The 20841-nt window shown below is 69.7% G+C and carries 19 protein-coding genes; 12 read left to right on the top strand and 7 right to left on the bottom strand.

The genetic code is table 11. The features are described from left to right. Positions 1 to 205 precede the first annotated feature (205 nt). The 6 genes from C8E87_RS40795 (at position 206) to C8E87_RS40770 (ending at position 4686) form a co-directional block, all read left to right on the top strand. Entirely contained in the window at positions 206 to 787 is a 582-nt protein-coding gene (locus C8E87_RS40795) for a DUF3455 domain-containing protein (protein ID WP_133878685.1), read from the top strand. 108 nt (positions 788 to 895) lie between these two features. Next, positions 896 to 1438, top strand: a complete 543-nt coding sequence (locus tag C8E87_RS40790) for an RNA polymerase sigma factor (protein ID WP_203720896.1) — start codon at positions 896 to 898, stop codon at positions 1436 to 1438. Then, on the top strand, positions 1435 to 2307 hold the full coding sequence (locus C8E87_RS40785; RefSeq protein WP_133878684.1) for an anti-sigma factor family protein: 873 nt from the start codon (positions 1435 to 1437) through the stop codon (positions 2305 to 2307). Before C8E87_RS40790 ends, C8E87_RS40785 begins: the two co-directional genes overlap by 4 nt. Next, the gene (locus tag C8E87_RS40780) at positions 2304 to 2999 is read left to right on the top strand and encodes a hypothetical protein (protein ID WP_133878683.1); all 696 of its coding nucleotides are present in this window, start codon (positions 2304 to 2306) and stop codon (positions 2997 to 2999) included. Before C8E87_RS40785 ends, C8E87_RS40780 begins: the two co-directional genes overlap by 4 nt. After that, positions 2996 to 3808, top strand: coding sequence for an ABC transporter permease (locus C8E87_RS40775; RefSeq protein ID WP_133878682.1), 813 nt, complete (start codon positions 2996 to 2998; stop codon positions 3806 to 3808). The genes C8E87_RS40780 and C8E87_RS40775 overlap by 4 nt, the downstream gene beginning before the upstream one ends. After that, positions 3805 to 4686: an ABC transporter ATP-binding protein gene (locus C8E87_RS40770; protein ID WP_133878681.1), complete on the top strand. Its 882-nt coding sequence runs from the start codon at positions 3805 to 3807 to the stop codon at positions 4684 to 4686. The genes C8E87_RS40775 and C8E87_RS40770 overlap by 4 nt, the downstream gene beginning before the upstream one ends. Here C8E87_RS40770 and C8E87_RS40765 read toward each other — a convergent pair. Further along, positions 4641 to 4913, bottom strand: coding sequence for a hypothetical protein (locus C8E87_RS40765; RefSeq protein ID WP_133878680.1), 273 nt, complete (start codon positions 4911 to 4913; stop codon positions 4641 to 4643). The two genes, C8E87_RS40770 and C8E87_RS40765, sit on opposite strands and share 46 nt — an antisense overlap. Positions 4914 to 5030: 117 nt before the next feature. Between C8E87_RS40765 and C8E87_RS40760 the strand changes: the two genes are divergently transcribed. From C8E87_RS40760 to C8E87_RS40745, 4 genes are all read left to right on the top strand, one after another. Beyond that, positions 5031 to 5642, top strand: a complete 612-nt coding sequence (locus tag C8E87_RS40760) for a hypothetical protein (protein ID WP_133878679.1) — start codon at positions 5031 to 5033, stop codon at positions 5640 to 5642. Continuing rightward, positions 5639 to 8710 carry a helicase HerA domain-containing protein gene (locus C8E87_RS40755; protein ID WP_239080575.1) on the top strand — a complete coding sequence of 1024 codons (3072 nt, stop codon included), beginning with the start codon at positions 5639 to 5641 and terminating at the stop codon, positions 8708 to 8710. Before C8E87_RS40760 ends, C8E87_RS40755 begins: the two co-directional genes overlap by 4 nt. Before the next feature lie 10 nt (positions 8711 to 8720). Next, positions 8721 to 10439, top strand: coding sequence for an AIPR family protein (locus C8E87_RS40750; RefSeq protein WP_133878678.1), 1719 nt, complete (start codon positions 8721 to 8723; stop codon positions 10437 to 10439). A gap of 473 nt (positions 10440 to 10912) precedes the next feature. Next, a complete protein-coding gene (locus C8E87_RS40745) occupies positions 10913 to 12226 on the top strand; it encodes a hypothetical protein (RefSeq protein ID WP_133878677.1) in 1314 nt (437 codons plus the stop codon). On the opposite strand, the gene C8E87_RS40740 is transcribed toward C8E87_RS40745, so the two are convergent. From C8E87_RS40740 to C8E87_RS40720, 5 genes are all read right to left on the bottom strand, one after another. Then, on the bottom strand, positions 12220 to 12834 hold the full coding sequence (locus tag C8E87_RS40740; RefSeq protein ID WP_133878676.1) for a hypothetical protein: 615 nt from the start codon (positions 12832 to 12834) through the stop codon (positions 12220 to 12222). The two genes, C8E87_RS40745 and C8E87_RS40740, sit on opposite strands and share 7 nt — an antisense overlap. Continuing rightward, positions 12831 to 14186 carry a hypothetical protein gene (locus C8E87_RS40735; protein WP_133878675.1) on the bottom strand — a complete coding sequence of 452 codons (1356 nt, stop codon included), beginning with the start codon at positions 14184 to 14186 and terminating at the stop codon, positions 12831 to 12833. Before C8E87_RS40735 ends, C8E87_RS40740 begins: the two co-directional genes overlap by 4 nt. After that, positions 14183 to 14971 (bottom strand): ABC transporter ATP-binding protein, encoded by a 789-nt coding sequence (locus tag C8E87_RS40730; protein ID WP_438866516.1) that lies wholly within the window; start codon positions 14969 to 14971, stop codon positions 14183 to 14185. Before C8E87_RS40730 ends, C8E87_RS40735 begins: the two co-directional genes overlap by 4 nt. A gap of 74 nt (positions 14972 to 15045) precedes the next feature. After that, positions 15046 to 15843, bottom strand: a complete 798-nt coding sequence (locus C8E87_RS40725; protein WP_133878673.1) for a zf-HC2 domain-containing protein — start codon at positions 15841 to 15843, stop codon at positions 15046 to 15048. Then, complete coding sequence (locus C8E87_RS40720) at positions 15840 to 16379, bottom strand: RNA polymerase sigma factor (protein ID WP_203720897.1); 540 nt, start codon at positions 16377 to 16379, stop codon at positions 15840 to 15842. The genes C8E87_RS40725 and C8E87_RS40720 overlap by 4 nt, the downstream gene beginning before the upstream one ends. Before the next feature lie 184 nt (positions 16380 to 16563). Between C8E87_RS40720 and C8E87_RS40715 the strand changes: the two genes are divergently transcribed. Both C8E87_RS40715 and C8E87_RS40710 read left to right on the top strand, forming a co-directional pair. Beyond that, the gene (locus tag C8E87_RS40715) at positions 16564 to 19725 is read left to right on the top strand and encodes a LamG-like jellyroll fold domain-containing protein (RefSeq protein WP_133878671.1); all 3162 of its coding nucleotides are present in this window, start codon (positions 16564 to 16566) and stop codon (positions 19723 to 19725) included. A gap of 73 nt (positions 19726 to 19798) precedes the next feature. After that, positions 19799 to 20209 carry a pyridoxamine 5'-phosphate oxidase family protein gene (locus C8E87_RS40710; protein WP_133878670.1) on the top strand — a complete coding sequence of 137 codons (411 nt, stop codon included), beginning with the start codon at positions 19799 to 19801 and terminating at the stop codon, positions 20207 to 20209. Positions 20210 to 20215: 6 nt separating this feature from the next. Here the strand turns inward: C8E87_RS40710 and C8E87_RS40705 are convergent, their stop codons facing one another. Then, positions 20216 to 20815 carry a mycothiol-dependent nitroreductase Rv2466c family protein gene (locus C8E87_RS40705; protein WP_133878669.1) on the bottom strand — a complete coding sequence of 200 codons (600 nt, stop codon included), beginning with the start codon at positions 20813 to 20815 and terminating at the stop codon, positions 20216 to 20218. Positions 20816 to 20841 lie beyond the last annotated feature (26 nt).

The following is a 20841-nucleotide window of genomic DNA, read 5'->3' as shown; positions in this document are numbered from 1 at the left end:
GCGCGGTTGACGCGGCCGGGGCCTGATACGTTACCCATGAGTATCTCTCCCCTTGCTTTGACCAGCGTAAATACAGACTCATCCGTTCGTAGGAATCCACAGGGGACGAACGGACCTCATTGACGATTGTCGTGATCCTCTCGGGGTGCGGATCCGTGTTGGCGGGCGACGGGGCGACGCTCACGCCCCCAAATGAGGAGAACTCATGCTCAACACGAAGCGTTCTCGTGTCCGCGCCGCCGCCGGGGTGGGGATGGCGGCCGTGGTGGCCACCATCGGCGCGGTGACCTTCAACGCCTCCGCCGCCGAGCAGGCGGCCGTCGCGCCCGCAGCCGTCGGGCCCGACGCACGCGCGGTCTCCATCCCGGGCATCCCGGCCGCCATCAAGCCGCCCAAGGGGTCCAAGCCGATCGGCGCCTACATCGTCGCGAGCGGCACCCAGACCTACACCTGCAGCGCCGCCGGCAAGTACGAGGGCGCCTCCACCCCCGAGGCGCAGCTGATCGGCACCGGCGGCCGCGTCCACCACTTCGGCGGCCCCAGCTGGCAGTCCCTGCGCGACGGCTCCAAGGTCACCGCGAAGAAGGAGGCCGAGAGCCCGCGCGCCGGCACGATCCCGGAGCTGCTGCTCAAGGTCGACACCACCACGGGCGGCGGCGTGCTCGGCAAGTCGACCTACATCAGCCGCCTGCTCACCTCCGGCGGCACCGCGCCCACCGTGCCCTGCACCGCGGGTCAGACCAAGGCCGTCAAGTACGGCGCGGTCTACGTCTTCTGGAAGAACTGAGCCGACGCACCTTCCCGGGGCGTCGTCCGCATTCACGCGGGCGGCGCCCCGCGTCGTGAACCGAACGAGCCCGTACGTGCTACCTACCTCTGAGAAGGGGAGGTGGCGGTGGCGCACGACGACCACGAACTGCTGCGGCGGGTCGCCGCCGGTGACGCGTCCGCGCTGTCCCGCCTCTACGAGCGGCACTCCGGCCCCCTCTTCGGCTACCTGCACCGGCTCGCCGGCGACCGGATGACCGCCGAGGAGATCCTGCAGGACACGATGCTCGCCGTCTGGCGTTCGGCCGGCGCGTTCGAGGGCCGGGCCAAGGTGTCGACGTGGCTGTTCGGGGTCGCCCGCCGCCAGGCCCACAACAGGCTGCGCGTACGTTCCGCGCCCGAGCCGTCCGTCCCCGTCGACCGGCCTGACCAAGCCGCCGGCCCCGAGGAACTGGCGATCGCCGCGGCCGGAGGCACCCCGGTGGCCACCGCCATCGACCGGCTGCCCGCCCACCACCGCGACGTCATAGCGCTGGTCTTCGTGGCCGGGCTGCCGCTGGCCGACGTCGCCGAGGTCCTCGCGATCCCCGTCGGCACGGTCAAGAGCCGCCTGCATCACGCCCGGGCCGCCGTCGCCGCGGCGCTCGTCGCCCAGGAGGTGCCCGAATGAAGGACCAGATTCCCGCGTACGCCGCCGGAACGCTCGACCCGGCCGAGAGCGCCCGCGTCGGCGAGCACCTGGCCGGCTGCCCCGCCTGCCGCGCCGAACTCGCCTCCTGGCAGTCGATCGCCGCCGCGGCCGCACCCCCGCGCGTCACGCCGCCGGACCCCGCCCGGCTCGTACGCGCGGTGCTGACCCGCAGCGCCACCGAACCCGGGACCGCGCCCCCGCCCCGCCGGCTGCGCTTTCTCGCCGCGCTGATGCTGGCCGAGGCGCGCCTGATCCGCCCGGCCGTCCCGATCGCCTCGGCCCTGGTCATGGCGCTCGGCGTCGCCGTGGTGCTGCTGCAGTCGGTCTCCGGCCCACCCGGCCTGGTGCTGTCGCTGGTCGCGCCGCTCATCGCCGCGGCCGGGGTCGCCGGCACCTATCGCGCCGGGCCGGAACTGATCGTCTCCCTGCCCACCTCGGGCCGCCTGCTGCTGCTCGTACGTCTCGCCCTGGTGTTCGGCTACGACCTCGTGCTCGCCACGGCCGCCTCCGCGGTCCTCGCGGCCACCGGCACGTCCGGCGCGGGAAGCCTCAACACGCTGGTCGCCGCCTGGCTCGGACCGATGGCCCTGCTCTCCTCGCTGTGCCTGCTGCTCGCCGTCCGGTTCGGACCCGACATCGCGCTCGGCGTGGCCGTCGGCGTCTGGTCGGTGCGGGTGCTGGCGACCGGGGTGCTGCTGCCCGACGGCTGGCCGGCCCGTTTCGTCGTGGAGGCCTGGTCGACGAGCGCGCCCGTCCTGACGATCAGCGCCGCGGTCACGCTCGCCGCCGTGATCGCCTCGGGTCGCGGTGAACCCCGCCGCGGCCGCGGCGCTACCCATTCCATGTGAGACCCACAACCCTATGGCGGTACGAGGTACGCCGCGCGGGCTGGACAGCGGTGCTCGGCCCCCCACTCGCCGTCGCAACCGGCGTGCTGGCCGCGACCGCGAACCCGCTGCCCGGCGACACCATGACCGCCCGCATCCTGCTCGGCACGCTCGAAATGGCGCTTCCCCTGACGGCCGGCGTCGCCTGCGCCTCGCTCGTCGGGCGCGACCCGGCCGTCGAGGTCCAGTTGGCCTTCCCCACCCCGTACAGGGTGACGCTTCTGCGCCGGACGGCGGTGACCCTGGGCTGGGCCGCGCTGGTCGCCGTTGTGACCGCCGCCGTGCTCATCGCCACCGGCTGGTGGGACCGCTGGCCCGGCAACCACGGCGTGTTCGCGGGACAGCTCACCTGGGCGGCGCCGACCCTCGCCCTCGGCGGTCTGGGGCTGGCCGCGGCCGCGCTGTCCCGCAGCCCCGCGGCGGCCGGAGCACTGGTCACCACCGTCTGGGCGATCCAGCAGTTCTTCTCCGGCGCCGCGCAGCAGCACTGGCCGGGCCGGATGCTCTACCTCTTCGCCACCACCCGCGGCGCCGACCCGGCCGACTGGACGGCCAACCGGCTCACGCTGCTCGCCACCGCCGGCGCCCTGATCACGCTGGCGCTGGTCGTGCTCAACCGTTCCGAACGCCTCATCCTGAAGGACGACGAGTGATCGCCACCCTGCGATACGAGTTCCGCATGCAGATCCGCAAACGCTCGGTGTGGATCGTGCCCGCGCTGACCCTGGTGCTGTTCGTGCTGATCGGCGGCAGCCTGCTGCGTGACCTGTTCGACCCGGCCGAACGGTCACCCGAGCCGCGGACGGCCGTGGTCGGGCTGGCCCTGCAGATCCACGCCCTGCTGGCGATCGGGTTCGGGTGCCTGCTGGCCGACCGGCTCGTGCGCGACGACCGGCTGCGTGTCGCGCCGATCCTGGACGCCACCCCCGCCTCACCGGCACGGCGGCTGGCCGGCAAATACCTGGGCGCGGGCGCAGCCACCGCGGTGCCGATCGCCGTCGCCTATTTCGGCTTCGCCACCGCGTACGCGGTCAGCTCTGGATCTTGGAGTGCGCTGCTGTGGGCCCTCGCCGCCTTCGGGACGGTGTTCGTGCCGGGCCTGCTCTTCGTGGCCGCCTTCGCGCTGACCGTGCCGCTGCTCATGCCCGCGCCGCTGTTCCGCGTGCTGTTCGCCGGCTACTGGCTGTGGGGCAACGTGGTCACGCCCGACCTCATGCCGACACTCAGCGGCACCGTGATCCACCCGCTCGGCGGCTACCCGATGGCCGTCCTGTTCGACTTCGCCGGCATCGACGGCCAGGACCAGTGGGCAGGCCCCATCCCCGGCGCCGCGCTCAACTTCCTGCGCCCCGACCCCACCCCGCTGGTCGCCTGGCTGTCGATCGCCCTCCTGCTCGTGCTCGCGGCCGCCGCCCTCACCGGCGGCCACCTGATGCGCCTCGCCGAAAGGACCCGCTCGTGACCATCGAGATCACCGGCCTGACCAAGACGTACCGCGGGGGAGTGGCCGCCCTCGACGGCCTCGGCCTCACCATCCCCACCGGCATGTTCGGCCTGCTCGGAGCAAACGGCGCCGGCAAGACCACGCTGATGCGCATCCTGGCCGGCATCGCCCGCCCCACCGCCGGCCACGTCACCGTCGACGGCCACGACCTGAGCACCCCCGCAGGCCGCCACGCCGTGCAACGCGGCCTCGGCTACCTGCCCCAGGACCTGGGCGTCTACCCCGATCTGACCGCCCGCCAGTTCCTCGACTACGTGGCGCTGCTCAAAGGCCTGGACGACCCCGCCGTGCGCCGCCGCCGCGTCGGCGAACTCCTCGAAGTGGTCGCGCTGACCGCCCAGGCCAACCGCCGGCTGCGCGGCTTCTCCGGCGGCATGCGCCAACGCGTCGGCATCGCCCAGGCGTTGCTGGCCGACCCGCGCCTGCTGATCGTCGACGAGCCGACGGCCGGGCTCGACCCCGAGGAACGCATCCGCTTCCGCACCCTGCTCTCGCAGTTCGCCGGCGACCGCACGGTTCTGCTCAGCACCCACATCGTCGACGACATCGCCCAGACGTGCCGCGAGGTGGCGGTGCTGTCCCGGGGCCGCCTGGCCTTCCGCGGAACCGTCGACGACCTGACCCGCCAGGCCGAGGGCAGGGTGTGGTCCCTCACCACGGCGGGCCCACCGCCGGCCGGCGGAACCGTGGTCTCGGCCCTGCCGGACGAGGCCGGCATGCGCTACCGCATCGTCGCCCCGACCGCCCCGGCCCCGGACGCTCAGCCGCTCGAGCCCGGCCTCGAGGACGGCTATCTCACCGTCGCCGCGCCCGCCCGGGCCACCCTGAACGCCTGACTGCCACCCGCCGCGCTCAGCTTCGCGGCAAGCAGTTCCATCTCCGCCGGCGTGCCCTCAAGCCCGTCGGAGGTCAACACCTTGTACGCCGCTACCGCCTCGTCAAGCGTCGCGCCCTGCTCCGGGAACACGCGGAGCAGGTGCGCCTTGCCCGGCCCCCGTTCCGCCCGCAAGATCGCCAGTCCGACGTCAGCATATAGCTGAAAACATTGCTCGGTGGAGATCATTCCAAGCTGTCAATAATTGATCACCGATGTCGAGGGGCGATACCTGCATCCTGGTGAGTAGTCAATCGTCATGTTGGACAGTCGCGTTCTTCCTACGCACCGGCCATGATGCTTCCCATGGCCGACGCCCTCAGCACACCATCCCGCCAAGCCTTGATCGCACTCATGATCCACGTTTCCGAGGCGTCCAATCCGGATCTTCATGGCCGATACGGATTGACGATCAAAAAGGCTGATCGTGATCAATTGAGCGATGAGAAACTGATCACGTGGCGGAAAGGTGCTCGTCAGGCGATATTTCACGAGCTCACCGACAAGGGATGGGCGAGAGCGCGCGAGGAGTTGACCGCGCAGCCACCGGCGAAGACATCGCCGGCGTGGCGCCTGCACTACGCAACGCTGCGCAACCTCGACCGGCTGATGCGCAAGCTGGATTACCAGCTCGCCGATGTCTTCGCGCCGGACGAGTCTGTCGAGGACGGCATCCGCCGCGTCTACGGCGAGTTCGCTGAGCGATCCGGCGATCTGGTCGGCCTCGAGAAGATCCGAGAACGGCTCACCGGAGTCTCCCGAGCGGATCTCGACGCCACGCTTCTCGATCTCAACCGCCGGAAACAGATTCATCTCGACCCGGACCCGAACCGCCGCATCCTGACCCCCGAGGCACGCGCCGCCGCAATCCGTGTCGGCGGTGAGGAAATGCATCTGATCGCGATCGGGAAGCTGTGATAGAGCCGGCCGAGCGACGCGCGCTCTCCGAACTGAGCAGGCTGGACTGGGCGCCGACCCAAGAGGATGTCTGGTCGCCTCTGGACATTCACATCGACGAATTGAACGGCGATGTCGGCGAGGCATTGCTGCGTGCCTTCGAAGAGGCGGAGAACGCCAAGGTTCGATGCCCGCTCGGTCTCGTGATCGAGGGGCGGCAGGGCGCCGGCAAGACCCATCTGGTTCGGTGGGCCCGTGAGCAGGTGCAGCTCAGACACGGCTATTTCTTCCTGATGGGCATCGCTGACGGTCGTAGTTTCTGGACCAGCATCGTGCACGCCTTCCTCCGCGGACTGCGGCGTTCGGGTTCGTACCGACACCAGCAGCTTTCGGTCTTCCTTGGCGCTCTCGCCGAAATCGCGCAGGTCACCGACGCGACGAGGCTCATGGCGCGTGGCGACCGACCGATTACGCCGGAGGCGCTCGCTCAGTTGGTGAACGGGGTACGGCGTGCTTACCCGGAGGCCGGGCGGGACTGTCGGCACACCCTCCGCGCCCTGGTACTGATCGCCTCACCTGAAGAAGAGGTCGCCGACGCGGCGGAGAGCTGGTTGCTCTCGGCGGACGACGGAACAGCCGACACACTCAAAGAATGGGGTCTTCCCGCGGGCCTGAAGAAACCGCAGGAGGTTGCCGGGGAGATCTCCCGTCTCTTGGCGATCACCGGGCCGACCATGCTCGCGGTAGATCAGATCGACACGATTTTCGCCCAGGCACGGACGTCAGCGGGTGAGCCGATTGACCTGGCCGCCGATCTGGGCAACGGGCTGATGCAGCTGCGCGAGGTGCTGAGCCGCACGGTCACGGTCGTCGCATGCCTGCCGACGTCGTGGAATCTGATCAGGAAGTTCGCCCTGGACTCGGTCACCAATCGCTTCCGGCAGGAGACCAGGCTCACCGTTCTTCCCTCTCCCGAGATCGCCGAGCGTCTGCTGGCGGCGAAGTTCGAGCCCTTCTTCGAGACGGCCGATTTCGACCCGCCGTACCCGACGTGGCCGATCTTGCCCGAGGCGTTCGCGACCGCGACCGATTTCACGCCCCGGAAGCTGCTGCAGCGTGCCGACGATCACGTCGAGTCCTGCCTGGACCGCAGTGTCGTCGTTCAGCTCACCGACTTCCACAAGGTGGCACGACCGGAGCAGCGGATCGCGCCCAACACGCCACCGGAGCATCTCGCCGGGTTCGACGTGCGGCTGGCGGAACTGCGCGGCCAGGCCAAGATCGGCGATGCGACCGACCCTGCCCACGAAGATCAGACGATGCCTCGGTTGCTCGACGCAGGCCTACGCGCCTGGACGATCGAGCAGGGCGAGCGGCGCAGCCGGTACAAGGTGCAGCCGGGCGAGGACGGCAGCCCTTCGTTGCACGCCTGGCTGCGCGAGACCCTCGACGACACCAGCGAGGACGAAGCGCAGTGGTCGTTCCGGGCCCTGTCCCATCCGCACCACCGAGCCGTACAGACGCGGCTTCGCCGGCTACGCGACTTCGCGAATCTTCGCCAGGAAATCAGTAAGCGCCGCGCCGTCTTGCTGCGCAACACCGACTGGCCCGGTGGCCCGGTCAGCCGGCGCGTACGCCAGGAATTCCTCGATCTGGGCGGGATCATCACCGAGGTCTCCGAGGACGACCTGCGTACGTTCGACGCGCTCGCCACCATGCTCGACGAACACGATCCAGCTTTGCCGCACTGGTTGGTGTCGCGTCAGCCGGCATGGAACACCGCGCTGTTCACCACGGTCTTCGGGCCGCCCTCGGCGCAAAAGCTGGGAACCGAAGTACCGAACACTGCCGACGAGCCCGAGGCAGAGAACGAGATCAGCCTCGGCTCCTCGGATGGTAGGCCGGTGCGCGCCACGCTCGAGTCACTTCGGAAGCACACTGTCATCTTCGCCGGGTCCGGATCAGGCAAGACGGTCCTCATCCGTCGCATCATCGAGGAGTGCGCGATTCACGGCGTCTCTGCAATCGTGCTGGATCCCAACAACGACCTTGCACGCCTCGGCGATCCGTGGCCGACGCCGCCCGACGAATGGGGGCCGGACGATCCACGGAAGGCCGCCGACTACCTTGACGGCACCGACGTGGTGGTGTGGACGCCGAGGCGGGAATCCGGTCGGCCGCTCAGCCTGCAACCTCTGCCCGACTTCAAGGCGGTGCTGGACGAGCCCGACGAGTTCGCGCTGGCGCTCGATGCCGCCGTTGCCGCGCTGGCCCCTCGGGCCCGAATGGCCGCGAACACCGCTAAGGCGGACCGCGGACGGGCCGTCCTCAAGCAGGCCATGGCTCACTTCGCCCGCCGTGGTGGCGGGGGACTGGCCGACTTCGTCGACCTGCTGAAGGATCTTCCGCACGAGGCTGCCACGCTGGCGAAGGCGTACGAGTTGGCCGCCGACATGGCGGAGACATTGCAGGCTGCGATGGTCAACGATCCGCTCTTCGGCGGGGCCGGCGTGGCGCTTGATCCCGGTGTGCTGATGACTCCGGCGGCGGGGAAGCGGGCCCGGATCTCGGTCGTCAACTTCGTCGGCCTTCCGACCGACGAGCAGCGGCAGAGCTTCGTGAATCAGCTGCAGATGGCGCTGTTCGCCTGGGTCAAGCGTCATCCGGCCGGTGACAAGCCACTGGGCGGGCTGTTCGTGATGGATGAGGCGCAGACCCTTGTACCTTCGGGGCCGGTCACCGCCTGCACCGAGAGCGCGCTGGCGTTGGCCAGCCAGGCCCGCAAGTACGGCCTCGGCCTGATCTTCGCGACGCAGGCTCCGAAAGGTATCCATAACCGTGTCGTCGGCAACGCCGCGACGCAGTTCTACGGCTTCCTGAACAGTCCCACGCAGATCGCTGCGGCCAAGGAAGTTGCTCAGGCTAAGGGAAGTGCGGTACTGGAGATTTCGCGGCTCAAGGCCGGCGAGTTCTATGCCGTCGCCGAAGGAAAACCGTTCCGCCGCCTCAAAACGCCGATGTGCCTGAGTTATCACCCTAAAAGCGCACTGAGCGCCGAGGAAGTCCTCCGACGCGCCAGGGCACAGTGAAGGAACGCGGATGGACATCGTCATCGAGAGCCTGATGAAACAGTTCCAGGCCGACCACGATCTGGAAGCTCTCGCCCAGAACGAAGCCTTCGAGGCATTCGCCGGCTTCTGCGTCCTCAGCTCGTTCTACGAGAGCGACTTCGCCCCCGACTCGTTTCGTATGGGTGGCGGGAACGACTACGGGATCGACGTCTGCGGCATTCTGGTGAACGGCAATCTGCTGCACGACAAGGCCGACGTCGAGGCGGTCGCCGACCAGGCCAAGCAATTGGACGTGCACATCATCGTGGTCCAGGCGAAGACGAGCCAGGGCTTCGAGGGCAAGGTGATTGCCGACCTGGTCGACAACCTGTCTCACGTGGTCGTCAAGGGTGGCGAACTGCCGTACCCCGCTTCGCCCGACGTGGAGAATTTCCGTGCGGGTCTGGATGCCGTCTACCGGAACATCGCCAAGTTCTCCGGCGGACGGCCCAAGTTGCACGTCCGCTATGTGACCACCGGCGTTCAGGTCGCCGAGATGCTGAGGAAGAAGGGCGTCACTGCCGAGCGGAACCTGATGCGATCGGGACGCTTCGACGAGGTGACCGTCCAATGCATCACGCGTGACGATCTGCGTGAGCTCTACAAGCGGGCGACGCACGCAGTGCCGGCGACCTTCGAGATGGCGAAGAAGGTCTCGCTGCCGAAGATGCCTGGTGTCGAGGAGTCGCTGCTCGGGATCGTGTCGGCCCGGGAGTTGGTGGAGAAGGTCCTCACCGACCCGACCGGACACATCCGCACCGCGTTGTTCCACGAGAACGTCCGCGACTTCCAGGGCTACAACCCGGTCAACACCCAGATTCGGGAGACCGTCCGCGACGACGCGAGAAGGCGTCGTTTCGCCGTGCTGAACAACGGTGTCACCGTCGTTACGCGCAATCTGCGGGTGGTCGGCGACGAGGTGCACATCCGTGATTTCCAGGTCGTCAACGGGTGCCAGACATGCCATGTGTTGTTCCACGAGCGCCATAACCTGTCGGACGAGGTTCAGCTCAGCGTTCGTGTCGTCCACTCCGGCGACGAGGAGGTCATCGCCGGAATCATCGCCGCCACGAACCGTCAGACGGCGGTCAGTGAAGAAGAACTGTCGGTCCGCGAGGATTTCCACAAGGAGCTGGAGGACTGGTTCGCGGCACAGGAAACGACGCGGCGGCTCTGGTACGAGCGCCGATCGAAGCAGTACGCCAACCGGCCGGAGGTGGAGAAGACCCGGGTGATCAACCGCACCGAGCTTACGAAGGCATATGCCGCGATGTTTCTCGGCGAGCCGGCATCGGTGGGCCGCTACAAGGACCTCACGACCCGGCGGCATGGTGAGCTGTTCCAGCCCGGTCACCTGCCGGCGGCCTACTACGTCGCGGCGGCGACGCACTATCGCCTGGAGTGGCTGTTCCGTAATCGGCGAGTCCGCTCGTACTACCGACCCACCAGGTATCACCTCATGGCCGCGCTGAAGTTACGGGCGATCGGCCCCGGTCGGCTCCCGTCATCTCCCAAGGAAGCCGCCAAGCAATGCGAGAAGCTGGCGGCACTGGTCTGGGACACAGGCGCCGCTGAGCGGGAGATCTTCAAGCTTCTGCCGGCGTTGAACGGCATCATCGAGAAGGAAGAATCCACCGGCGTCCCGCTGGGCGAAATGGTCCGGAACAAGCGGTTCGGTGATGCCGTCCGCGCAGCCGTTCTGGCCTGAATCGGCGCGAGGCGGCGCGCCGGCGTCCTGGGTCCCGGCCGGGTGGACACCTGACATCCGCGTCGGCTCGTGCCTTGGCCGGGCGCCGGAAGAGCCGCGGTACATCGCGGCCTGTCCGGGCGCGCCCAAGGGGACGCTGACGTGTTCCTCAAGCCCGAGTCGGTGCACAGGGCGTTCGCGCAGGATCTGCCGGAGGCCGACCGGTGGCTGATCGCGGCGGTGCGGCGGCCCTCACTTGGGCGCCAACACCACGCCGTCGGTCACCGCGGCCTGGAGGATGTTGCCGAGCTGGGCCGTCGTCGGCACCGAGGGCCGTGTGATGCCGGCGGCGGTGCAGCGTTCGATGGCCGAACGGGCCGGCCGCGAAGATCAGCGAGGTTGTTGTCTCGTGCGTGTCGATGGTGTCGCAGCCGCAAGCCGTGGTCGACGTCCTGTTGGACGCGGCGGCGTATGTGGGTGACTACCATGCGCTGATGAGCAGAGCTGCGGGGATTGCGTTTTCTGCTGCAGTGGGGGCGCTGGCCGGCGCCGCGTTGAGCCGCAGGCGGCGGGCCTCAGCGCCGGCCGGAGGGATGTTGAGCCGGCGGCGGGCCTCAGCGCCGGCCGGGAGCACGCTGAAAAGGCAGGCTACGGCCGCGGTTGCCGGGGCGGTGGCTCTGGCCGCGACCGAGGCCCTCGCCCGGGCGCGTCAGAAACCGAACGAGGTGCCGCCCTGGTGGTCGCGCGTCATCATGAGCGGGGCGATCGCCGCTCAGGCCGGCTGGGTGGGCAAGGCGGGCCCGATGCCGGTGGCTCTGGCCGCGGGCACGGTGGCCGGGGCGCTCGGGCTGCGTCCGCAGAAGGTTGTGCTCGGCCCGGTCGTCGGCCTGGCAGCGGGAGCGGCCTGGCGCCTGAGAAAGGACCCGAACCCGGGTGCGGTCGCGGCGAGCGCGGTGGTCGGTTTCCGGGTGTTGTCGGCGCTGCTGTTCCGCGATCCGCAGGTGGATCTGCTGGCCGAGAGCGCCACCGCCGAGGAGTTGCCGTTCGTGGTGCCGCTGGAGGCCCGTACGGGATATGTCGGCACGGATTATGTGCGAGCCCTGGCCGATGTGGTCGGGGGCAGGTACGTGGCCGACGCGCAGGACGTGGGGATCGTCGCGTCGCTCGACGACCTGGCCGGGCCGCAGTTCGATCCGGCGGGCGTCGACCCCCTCGTACGGGAATTCTATGAGCGCACGACCCGGTTCAAGCTCGACATCGTGCCGGAGTGGAGGCTCTGGGTCCGGCCGGGTTATCTGCTCTACCGCAGCCTGGTCGCGCAGCCGCTGGGCCAGGCCAACGTGCCGATGAACCAGCGGGAGACGCTGCGCGGCGTGCGCAGCCGCATCGACACGATCACCCCGGACGGCGACGACCTGATCGGCGTACGGGGGTGGATCCGCTCTTTCGCCGACACCGACAAGCCGATCTATGTGGGCATCTACACGACGTACCGGCACGACGGCCGGGGTTATGTGAGCGTCGGGTTCCCGGTGCCGCAGGGCAATTTCACGGCCACGCTGCTGCCGCTGCCCCGCCCGGGTGGCGGGCTCGTGCTGACCAGCAGCAGCGAGCTCGCCCACCCGGGCCACTATCTGAGCTTCATCGATTCGGGCAGCCGCGAGATGACGACGCTCGTCGTGCCCGGTTTCTCCGAGCGTCTCGACGTGTACACGGTGGACGGCGAGCTCCGCGCCGAGCATGCCTTTTCCCTGTACGGGCTGCCGTTCCTCACGCTGCGTTACAGCATCAGCCGCAAGGCCTACTGACCGAACGCGACCTCGGCCGGGGCGGTGCGCGGGCCGACCCGCCAGGCGTAGGCCAGCACACCGGCGACGATCAGCGCGATCGCGGCCGCCGCGGCGGGTTTGCTCGACGCCGGTTGGAACAGCAGGAACGGCGCTTCCCGCCAGCCCGGCTCGGCCAGGTTGCCGAACAGCATCTGCAGGACGGTCCAGCAGACCGGCAGCTGCCAGCTCAGGCGGATGCCGAACAGGGCGACCCCGAGGGCGATCAGGCCGGCCAGCGCGGCCACGTCGCGCAGCAGCACGCCGGCCGGGCCGAACCAGGCGCCGGTGGCCGCGCTGGCCAGCAGCGGCACCGACACGACGGCGGCGAAGGCGAGCACGTGCAGCGCCCGGCGGGGCGGCCAGTTGAGCGCCACTCCCGATTCCAGCGAGTCGTCGTCGCCGGCCATGGTCGGGATCAGCGGGGCCAGCGCGAGCAGGACGGTCAGCACCGCGAGGCTCTGATTGATCTCGCGCCGGTCGGTGAACAGGCCCCAACCGGCCCAGGTGAGCGCGACCGCGGCGACCGACAGCAGGATCGCCAGGGGTAGGCGCCGGGAGCGGGCGTACAGGGTGAGCCAGCGCATCACGTCGACGCCTTGCCGGTGAGGATGGCGACCTGGTCGACGTCTTCGCAGCTCAGCGCGGCGTCCCGCATCGCGGCGACCCGCCGCACCTGCTCCTTCTCGGGCGCCGCGCGCAGGGCGGCGAGGACCGTCTGCACCTGCTGCTGCGCCTCGGGGTCGCGCTCGGAGCCGTCCTCCACCCCGTCGAGCTTGTCGGTGCCCATCAGCCAGGCCCCTGCCGCGCGCCCGGCGACGGTGTCCCAGCCGTCCTGGCAGCCGTTCCAGTAGGTGCCGGCGCCGACGACGATGTTCTCGACCAGCGCGTCACTGATCTTGTTGTCGTCCAGCACGAGGTCGAAGGCCAGCGTGCCGGGCTCGGGAGGCGTGGTGCCGCCGGTCATCCAGTCCGAATCGCCGAAGTTGTAGACCTTGTCGGCGCGCCATTCGGCGGCCCGGGTGGGGGCGCCGGGCAGCTTCGCGAGCAGTTGCATCGCCTTGCGGACCTGCGGCGCCGCGTCGTCCAGAACGTACGCGTGGACCGCCGTCACGCACACCTGCGGCGCGCCGTCGGCACACACCAGTTTCTGCGCGCCGGCGTCGACGCGGAAGTGGTCCTTCTGCTCCGTGCCCGGCACCGCCGCGGCGATGGTCCCGGCCACGCCCAGCACCGCGACCGCGGCCACCCGGGGCATCCAGGAACGGCCGGTGGCCAGCAGGTAGCCGGCGCCGGCCAGGCCGAGCCCGAGGACGGTCCAGCCGAGCAGCACCGCCGGGGCGATCATCTCCCAGTCGTACGAGGGGGGTTGGGAAAGAAACGAGAGGTTGCGCAGCGGCGAGCTCCCACCGGGACCGCCGGCCTCGGACAGGCCGAGCTGCGCGAACAGGGCGAGCACGGCGACCAGTGGCGGCACCAGCGGCGAGGCCCACGCCCGGCCGGCCGCCAGGCCCAGCCAGACGCCGCCGAGCATGGCGACCATCCCGGTGAGCGGCCACAGCAGCGCCGTGACGCCGGCGTAGCTTCCGGTCACCGCGGGCAGGATCCCGGCGGCGGCGAAAGCGATCCCGTGGGCCAGGGCGGCGGCAACGCCCAGCGCGAGCAGGCCGGGCAGCAGCCGCTGTGCCTTGGGCCGCCCGGTGCTGGCGATCAGCTCGTCGGCCCGGGTGCGCTTCTCGCGGCGGCCGAGCACGGCGCCACCGGCAACGGCCAGCGGGAGGAGGAGGAACAGGGCGGATCCGTGCATGTAGGACAGACGTGTCCAGGTGGTGTGCCAGTCGTTGCCGGACAGGGCCAGCGCGGCGACGGTCGCCCCCACGATCAGCAGCACCAGGGTGAGCGCGTTGGAGCGGCGCAGCTCGATGCCGATCATCCGCCTCATGCCGCGCTCCGGTGGCTCGCCAGGATCGTGCTGTAGCCGCGCTCGGCTGGGCTGTCGCCGACGCCACCCTGCTCGCCGAGCCTGATCAGGTCGGCCGGCAGGCCCTGCCACACGAGGTGGCCCTCGTTGACCAGCACGACGTCGGTGCAGGCGGCGACCACGTCCTCGACCAGGTGGGTCGAGACCAGCACGCAACTGTCGGCGCCGAGGTCACGCAGCAGCGCGCGGAACTCGACCCGCTGCTCGGGGTCGAGGCCCACGGTGGGCTCGTCCAGCAGCAGCACGTCGGGGCTGTTGACGATCGCCTGGGCCACGCCGACGCGGCGCAGCATGCCGCCGGAGAGCGTCTTGAGCCGGGAGCCGGCCCGGTCGGCCAGCCCGACCCGTTCGATCACCCGCTGCACGGCCTCTCCGATGTCGGCCTTGGGCATCTCGCGCAGCCAGGCCACGTACTCCACGTACTCCCGCACGGTGAAGCGCGGGTAGAAGCCGAAGTGCTGGGGCAGGTAGCCGAGCCGGGACCGCAGCGACCGCAGCACCCGGCCGTTCGTGACGTCCTCGCCGAGCAGCCGCAGCCGGCCGCCGGAAGGCCGTTCGACGGTCGACAACGCTCGCATCAGGGTGGTCTTGCCGGCGCCGTTGGGGCCGAGCAGACCGTGCACGCCGACGCCCAGTTTGAGGTCGAGGCCGTCGACGGCCAGGTGCCGTCCCGCCTTGACCTTCAGGGCCTCGGCCTCGATGGGCCAGGCGTTGGTCGAGGGACGCAACTCCGTGGCACTGACCATGCGTACCAATGTTCCTCCATCTACCGAGGGGGTGACGTGTACCGACGGGCGTGGTGTCACCGAGGGGTGTGGTGTCACCGAGGGGTGACGCGCCGGTGGTCGCCGGCCCGCCAGATCGCCAGGGCCGTGCCGGCGACAGCGGCCACGGCCCAGCCGGGTGCGCTGGCCGGCTCGATGAGCACGGGGATGTCCGAGGTGACGACGGCGGGGGTGACGACGGCCAGGAACCAGGCGCCACTCAGGATCGAGGCCGCCGGTACGACCCCGATCCGGCCGCCGAGCAGCAGGGTCGCCGCCGTGAAGGTGAGGGCGGGCAGCAGCCACAGGGCCGGGGACATGCGCAGGCTCCAACCGGCCAGGGCCAGCGGCGGCAGCACGACCGCGAGGATCACCGTCGTACGGCGCAGCAGCAGCTCCAGGCCCGCACGGGCGGTGCCCGCCACGATCTCCCAGCCCGGATCCGTACGGCGGGACCAGGCCACCAGCATGCCCGCGAGCGGGGCGACCGGCGCCAGCAGCAGCACCATCGACGGCCGCTGCGGGAACGTCCGGTCGAGCGCGAACGCGGCGACGACGGCGGCGCAGATGGTGACCAGCCACGGGAGCACCTCCCAGGCGACCCAGCGGTGTGCGAGGCGACGCCAGGCACTTCCGGGGTCCGGTTCGGGACCCGTGCGCACCCCCCTGTCGATCATCACCTGCACCTCGTCGAGCAGCGCGGTCAGCGGCGGCGGGACCAGGTCGGCGAGGTGCGCGCGGCAGTCGGCGCAGTTCTCCAGGTGCACCTCGATCGTCCACAGGGCGGTGTCGTCGAGGGCCGGGTCCCCGGCGGCGTAGGCGGCCAGCGAGCCGGCCGGAAGGTGCGTGCTCACGACAGGGCCTCCTTCAAGGTGGTCCGGGCGCGCCGGGCCCTGCTCTTCACGGTTCCCTCGGGCAGGCCGAGGAGGATCGAGGTTTCCCGTACGGTCAGCCCGTCGAGCACCATCGCGTGCAGCACCGCCCGCAGTTCGGGGGCGAGCCGGGACAGCGCGGCGCCGACCTCGTCGCCGATCGAGCCGGCCAGCGCTTCGTCCTCGGCGGCGGGCGTGCTGCGTACGGGAAGCTCCTCGGACGGGGTTTCCGGGTGGCGCGCCCGTTTACGCATCGCGTCGACGAGCCGGCGGGCCGCGATGGTCCAGAGCCAGCCGGCCGCGCTGCCCCCGCCCTGCAGGCCGGTGAACGAGCCGGCGGCGCGCCAGACGGCGAGGTACGTGTCCTGCATGACCTCGGCGACCATCCCGTCGTCGGAGCAGCGCCGGCGCAGCCGCAGGGCGAGCCACGGCGACGTCCGCCGGTACAGCTCGTCGAACGCGGCCCGGTCGGCCCGTGCGACGCGCCGCAACAGGTGCTCCTCGTCCAGCTCGGTCACTCTCACATCCGGTCAGACGACGGCGGCGCCCGCCATGGATCACCAAACACTGTGACGGCGGTCACACGGTTGCTCGTGCAACCTCAGTAGCGAATATGTCCGGACGTGTTTTGTTCTGTTGACATAACACATTTCGATGCCTCAATGTGGTCGCAACGCGCCGTTGATCGAAAGGAAACACTCGATGCCGCGATCGCCCGTGCGACCCCTCCTGCTCGCCCTCCTGCTGATAACTTCCATCCTCTCGGTCCCCGGTCCCGCCCAGGCCGCCGTGACCGTTCATGGCCTCAAGGGCGAGTACTTCCGGATGTCGGCGCCCGGCGCCCGCGACTTCGCCGAGCTCGGCGGCACGGTGCTCGACCCGAACGTCGACCTGCCCGGGCTGGACGCCACGTTCCAGACGCTGACCGGCCGCAGCGAGCACACCACCGCCCGCTGGACCGGCAAGCTCACGGCCCCGGCCACCGGTGACTACACCTTCTCGATGATCGGCGACAACGGGTTCCGCTTCTACCTCGACGAGCAGCCGGTGATCGACCACTGGGTCGGCGACTGGGACGTCGAACAGACCAGCGCCCCCGTACGCCTCGTGGCCGGCGAGGCCCACACCGTACGCATCGAGCTGTTCCAGGACGTCGGCGGCGCGAACCTGTTCCTGCGCTGGGCCGGCGCCGGGCTGGCCAAGCAGATCGTGCCGGAGTCGGCGTTCACCCCGCCGGACGGCTTCCAGGTCTTCCCGGTGGCGTTCACGGCCGACAAGAGCGGCACCAAGGTGACCGCCGAGTTCGACGGCACGGTGTCCGCTGTCGGGCAGTTCGCGCAGAAGGCCAAGGTCGAGGTCGACACCACCCCGTTCCCGGTCAGGTCGGCCAAGCGCGAGGGCAGCAAGAAGCTCGTCCTCACGCTGGGCGCCCCGGTGCAGAAGGGTCAGCGGGTGCGCGTCGGCTACGACGGCACGGGCGGCCTGGTCGTCGGCGGCGAGACGGTTCCGGAGTTCCAGCGGACCGCCGTCAACAACTCGGCGCACCGGCTGCTGACCCCGTGGGGCGAGAAGCTCAACCCGAACAAGCCGCTGCCCGAGTACCCGCGCCCGCAGCTGGTCCGCAAGGACTGGCTCAACCTGAACGGGCCGTGGGAGTTCGCCGGGGCCGAGGCGGGCGAACAGCCGGTCTTCGGCAAGAAGCTGGCCGAGAAGATCACCGTGCCGTTCCCGGTCGAGTCGCAGCTGTCCGGCCTCGAGCGGCGCGAGGACCACATGTTCTACCGCAAGCTGGTCACCGTGCCGGGGGGCTGGAAGAACAAGCGGGTCAAGCTGAACTTCGGCGCCGTCGACTACCAGGCCAAGGTCTGGGTCAACGGCAAGCTGGTCACCGAGCACACCGGCGGCTACACCGCTTTCACGGCCGACATCACCGACGCCCTCAAGCGCAGCGGCCAGCAGGAGATCATCGTCGGCGTCACCGACGTCACCGGCCCGAACCAGCCCAAGGGCAAGCAGTCGCTCAACCCGCAGGGCATCGTCTACGAGCCCTCCTCGGGCATCTGGCAGACGGTGTGGATGGAGCCGGTTGTGCCGGGCGGCATCGACGCCGTGGTCACCACTCCCACGCTCACCTCCGTCACGGTGCAGGTGAACTCCACTTCCACCGCCAAGGTCACCGCCACCGCGTACGACAGAAGGGGCAAAGAAGTCGGCACTGTCACCGGCTCGCCCAACACGCCGCTGACTTTGAAGGTCAGCAAGCCGCAGCTGTGGAGCCCGGACAACCCTTACCTCTACGACCTCGACGTCAAGCAGGGCAAGGACGCCGTACGTAGTTACTTCGGTCTGCGCACCGTCGAGGTGGAGAAGGTCGGCGGCTTCCCCAAGCTCGTGCTCAACGGCAAGCCGATCTTCTCGCTGGCCACGCTCGACCAGGGCTTCTGGCCGGACGGCCTGTACACCCAGCCCAGCGACGCGGCGCTCAAGTTCGACCTGGTCGAGACGAAGAAGCTCGGCTTCAACGCCGTCCGCAAGCACATCAAGGTCGAATCGGCCCGCTTCTACCGCCACGCCGACGAACTGGGCCTGCTGGTCTGGCAGGACTTCGTGTCGGCCGACATCAACAACACGACCGGCCAGCAGGCGTTCCTCAGCCAGGGCCGCGAAATGATGCGGCAGCTGCACAGCTACCCGTCGATCATCGGCTGGATCGTGTTCAACGAGGGCTGGGGCGAATGGAACCGGGAGGAGACCGGGCGCATCGCCGAGGAGACCAAGGCGGCCGACCCGTCCCGCATCCTGAACGCGCACAGCGGGGTGAACTGCTGCTCCTCCAAGGGTGACTCGGGCAAGGGCGAGGTGATCGACCACCACGACTACGTCAACAACGACCCGCCGTACCCGGACGCCACCCGCATCGCGATGGACGGCGAGCACGGCGGCTTCACGCTGCGCACCCCGGGGCACATGTGGCCCGGCCCGCCGGCCGTCATCTACAGCGGGGTCGCCGACAAGGCCGCGCTGACCGCGAAGTACGTCGACAACACCGAGCGCTTCTACCTCGAGGCGGCCGGGGCGGAGCTGTCCGGGTCGGTCTACACCCAGATCACCGACCTGGAGACGGAACTCAACGGGCTCTGGACGTACGACCGCCGGGAGATCAAGGTCGACCCCGCCCCCGTACGGGCCGTCAACGCCAAGGTGATCAAGGCAGGCGCCCAGGCGGCGTCGGACGCCACGTTCCCCGGCCGCGGGGACTGGAAGCTGGACGAGGGTGAAGGCACGACCGCTCGCGACAGCAGCGGAAGCCGCGCCGACCTGACCCTGACCGGTGACACGGCGTGGACGCCCGGCGTCAAGGGCTCGGCGCTGAAGTTCGACGGCGACGGCGACTCGGCCGACACCAAGGCGCCGGTCGTCGACACGACGAAGGACTACACGATCGCGGCGTGGGTGACGCTGGACAAGCTGCCCGGCAACTACGCGACCGCGGTCAGCCAGGACGGCCGGGCCCGCGAGAACCCGTTCTACCTGCAGTACGGGCAGGGCGCGTTCGCCTTCAGCACCCCCGGCGGCAACCGGGCCCGGCTGGAGACCACGCCCGAGCTGAACCGCTGGTATCACCTCGTCGGAGTGCGCGACCACGCCACCGGCGAGATCCGGCTGTTCGTCGACGGCAAGCGGGTGGCTGCCGTGCCGGCCGGCCCGGACGTGGTCAGCACCGGCCCGCTGTCGGTGGGCCGCGCCAAGTGGTCGGGCAACAAGACCGACTACTGGTCGGGCTCGGTCGACCAGGTGCACGCCTTCAACCGCGCGTTCACCGACGCCGAGGTCGCGGCCCTGCACACCGCCGAAACCCCGTAAAACCGTTCCCCCGTACGAGGCCCGGCCCTCCCGCCGTCAGGAAGAGCCGGGCCTCGTGCCTATGGTTGATCACATGTTCCGTGACGAGGACCTGACCCTGCTCGCCCGTCCGCTCTACGCCTTCCTGACCGTCGCACCCCGCGGCGACCGCTGGCCCGCGCCGCGACCGGTGTGGTTCGAGCACTCCGGCGACGGCACCCTGCAGATGTTCTCCGACCCCGGCGCACCCAAGCTGAAGCAGTTGCGCGAGCAGCCCCGAGCGTCCGTCGTCGTGTCCGCCCCCGCCGGCGAACCCGAGCACTGGGTCTCGGTCGAGGGCACGGTCAGCCTGCACGACGACGGGGCGGACCTGGCAGCCCGGCTGGCCGACCGCTACTACGACATGGCCGACCCGGCCCACCAGGCGCTCGTCGCGGAGTGGAGAACCACCGGCATGACCCGGATCGTCCTGCACCCGGCCAAGGTCAACCGCTTCGCGGCCTGACAAGGATCAGTCGAACTTCAATTCCCCCGTACGGGTTCGCTTGAGCTCGAAGAAGTCGGGGTACCCGGCCAGGGCCACCGCGCCGTCGAAGATCTTGAGCGCCTGCTCGCCGCGCGGGATGCTGTTGAGCACCGGGCCGAAGAACGCCACGCCGTCGATATGGATGGTCGGGGTGCCGACGTCATCACCGACCGGGTCCATGCCCTCGTGGTGGCTCTTGCGCAGCGCCTCGTCGAAGTCGGTGCTGCCGGCCGCCGTGGCCAGCTCGGCCGGCAGACCCACCTCGGCCAGAGATTCCCGTACGACCGCATCGAAGTCTTTTTGCTGCTTGTTGTGAATGCGGGTGCCCATCGCGGTGTAGAGATCGCGCAGCACCCCCTCACCGTGCTGCTGAGCGGCGGCCGTCAGCACCCGAACCGGACCGAGGGCGCGGGTGACCAGCTCGCGGTACCAGTCGTCGATGTCGCGGTGCTCGTTGAGCACGTACAGGCTCATCACGCGGAAACGCAGGTCAAGGTCGCGCTGCTTCTCCACCTCGAGAATCCAGCGCGAGCTGATCCAGGCGAACGGGCAGGCCGGGTCGAAATAGAAGTCAACGTTCGTCACGAAACCCAAACTACTGCTTGCCTATG

The sequence above is a fragment of the Paractinoplanes brasiliensis genome (genome assembly GCF_004362215.1).
Lineage (GTDB): Bacteria > Actinomycetota > Actinomycetes > Mycobacteriales > Micromonosporaceae > Actinoplanes > Actinoplanes brasiliensis.
The sequence above is the reverse complement of the archived record's forward strand: the minus strand, read 5'-3'. Positions and strand labels throughout refer to the sequence as shown.

Coding starts and splice junctions, on each gene's coding strand:
- C8E87_RS40710 (WP_133878670.1), top strand. CDS start 19,799: ATGTTCCGTGACGAGGACCTGACCCTGCTCGCCCGTCCGCTCTACGCC.
- C8E87_RS40735 (WP_133878675.1), bottom strand. CDS start 14,186: ATGAGGCGGATGATCGGCATCGAGCTGCGCCGCTCCAACGCGCTCACC.
- C8E87_RS40745 (WP_133878677.1), top strand. CDS start 10,913: ATGAGCAGAGCTGCGGGGATTGCGTTTTCTGCTGCAGTGGGGGCGCTG.
- C8E87_RS40750 (WP_133878678.1), top strand. CDS start 8,721: ATGGACATCGTCATCGAGAGCCTGATGAAACAGTTCCAGGCCGACCAC.
- C8E87_RS40795 (WP_133878685.1), top strand. CDS start 206: ATGCTCAACACGAAGCGTTCTCGTGTCCGCGCCGCCGCCGGGGTGGGG.
- C8E87_RS40715 (WP_133878671.1), top strand. CDS start 16,564: ATGCCGCGATCGCCCGTGCGACCCCTCCTGCTCGCCCTCCTGCTGATA.
- C8E87_RS40765 (WP_133878680.1), bottom strand. CDS start 4,913: ATGATCTCCACCGAGCAATGTTTTCAGCTATATGCTGACGTCGGACTG.
- C8E87_RS40730 (WP_438866516.1), bottom strand. CDS start 14,971: ATGGTCAGTGCCACGGAGTTGCGTCCCTCGACCAACGCCTGGCCCATC.
- C8E87_RS40785 (WP_133878684.1), top strand. CDS start 1,435: ATGAAGGACCAGATTCCCGCGTACGCCGCCGGAACGCTCGACCCGGCC.
- C8E87_RS40760 (WP_133878679.1), top strand. CDS start 5,031: ATGGCCGACGCCCTCAGCACACCATCCCGCCAAGCCTTGATCGCACTC.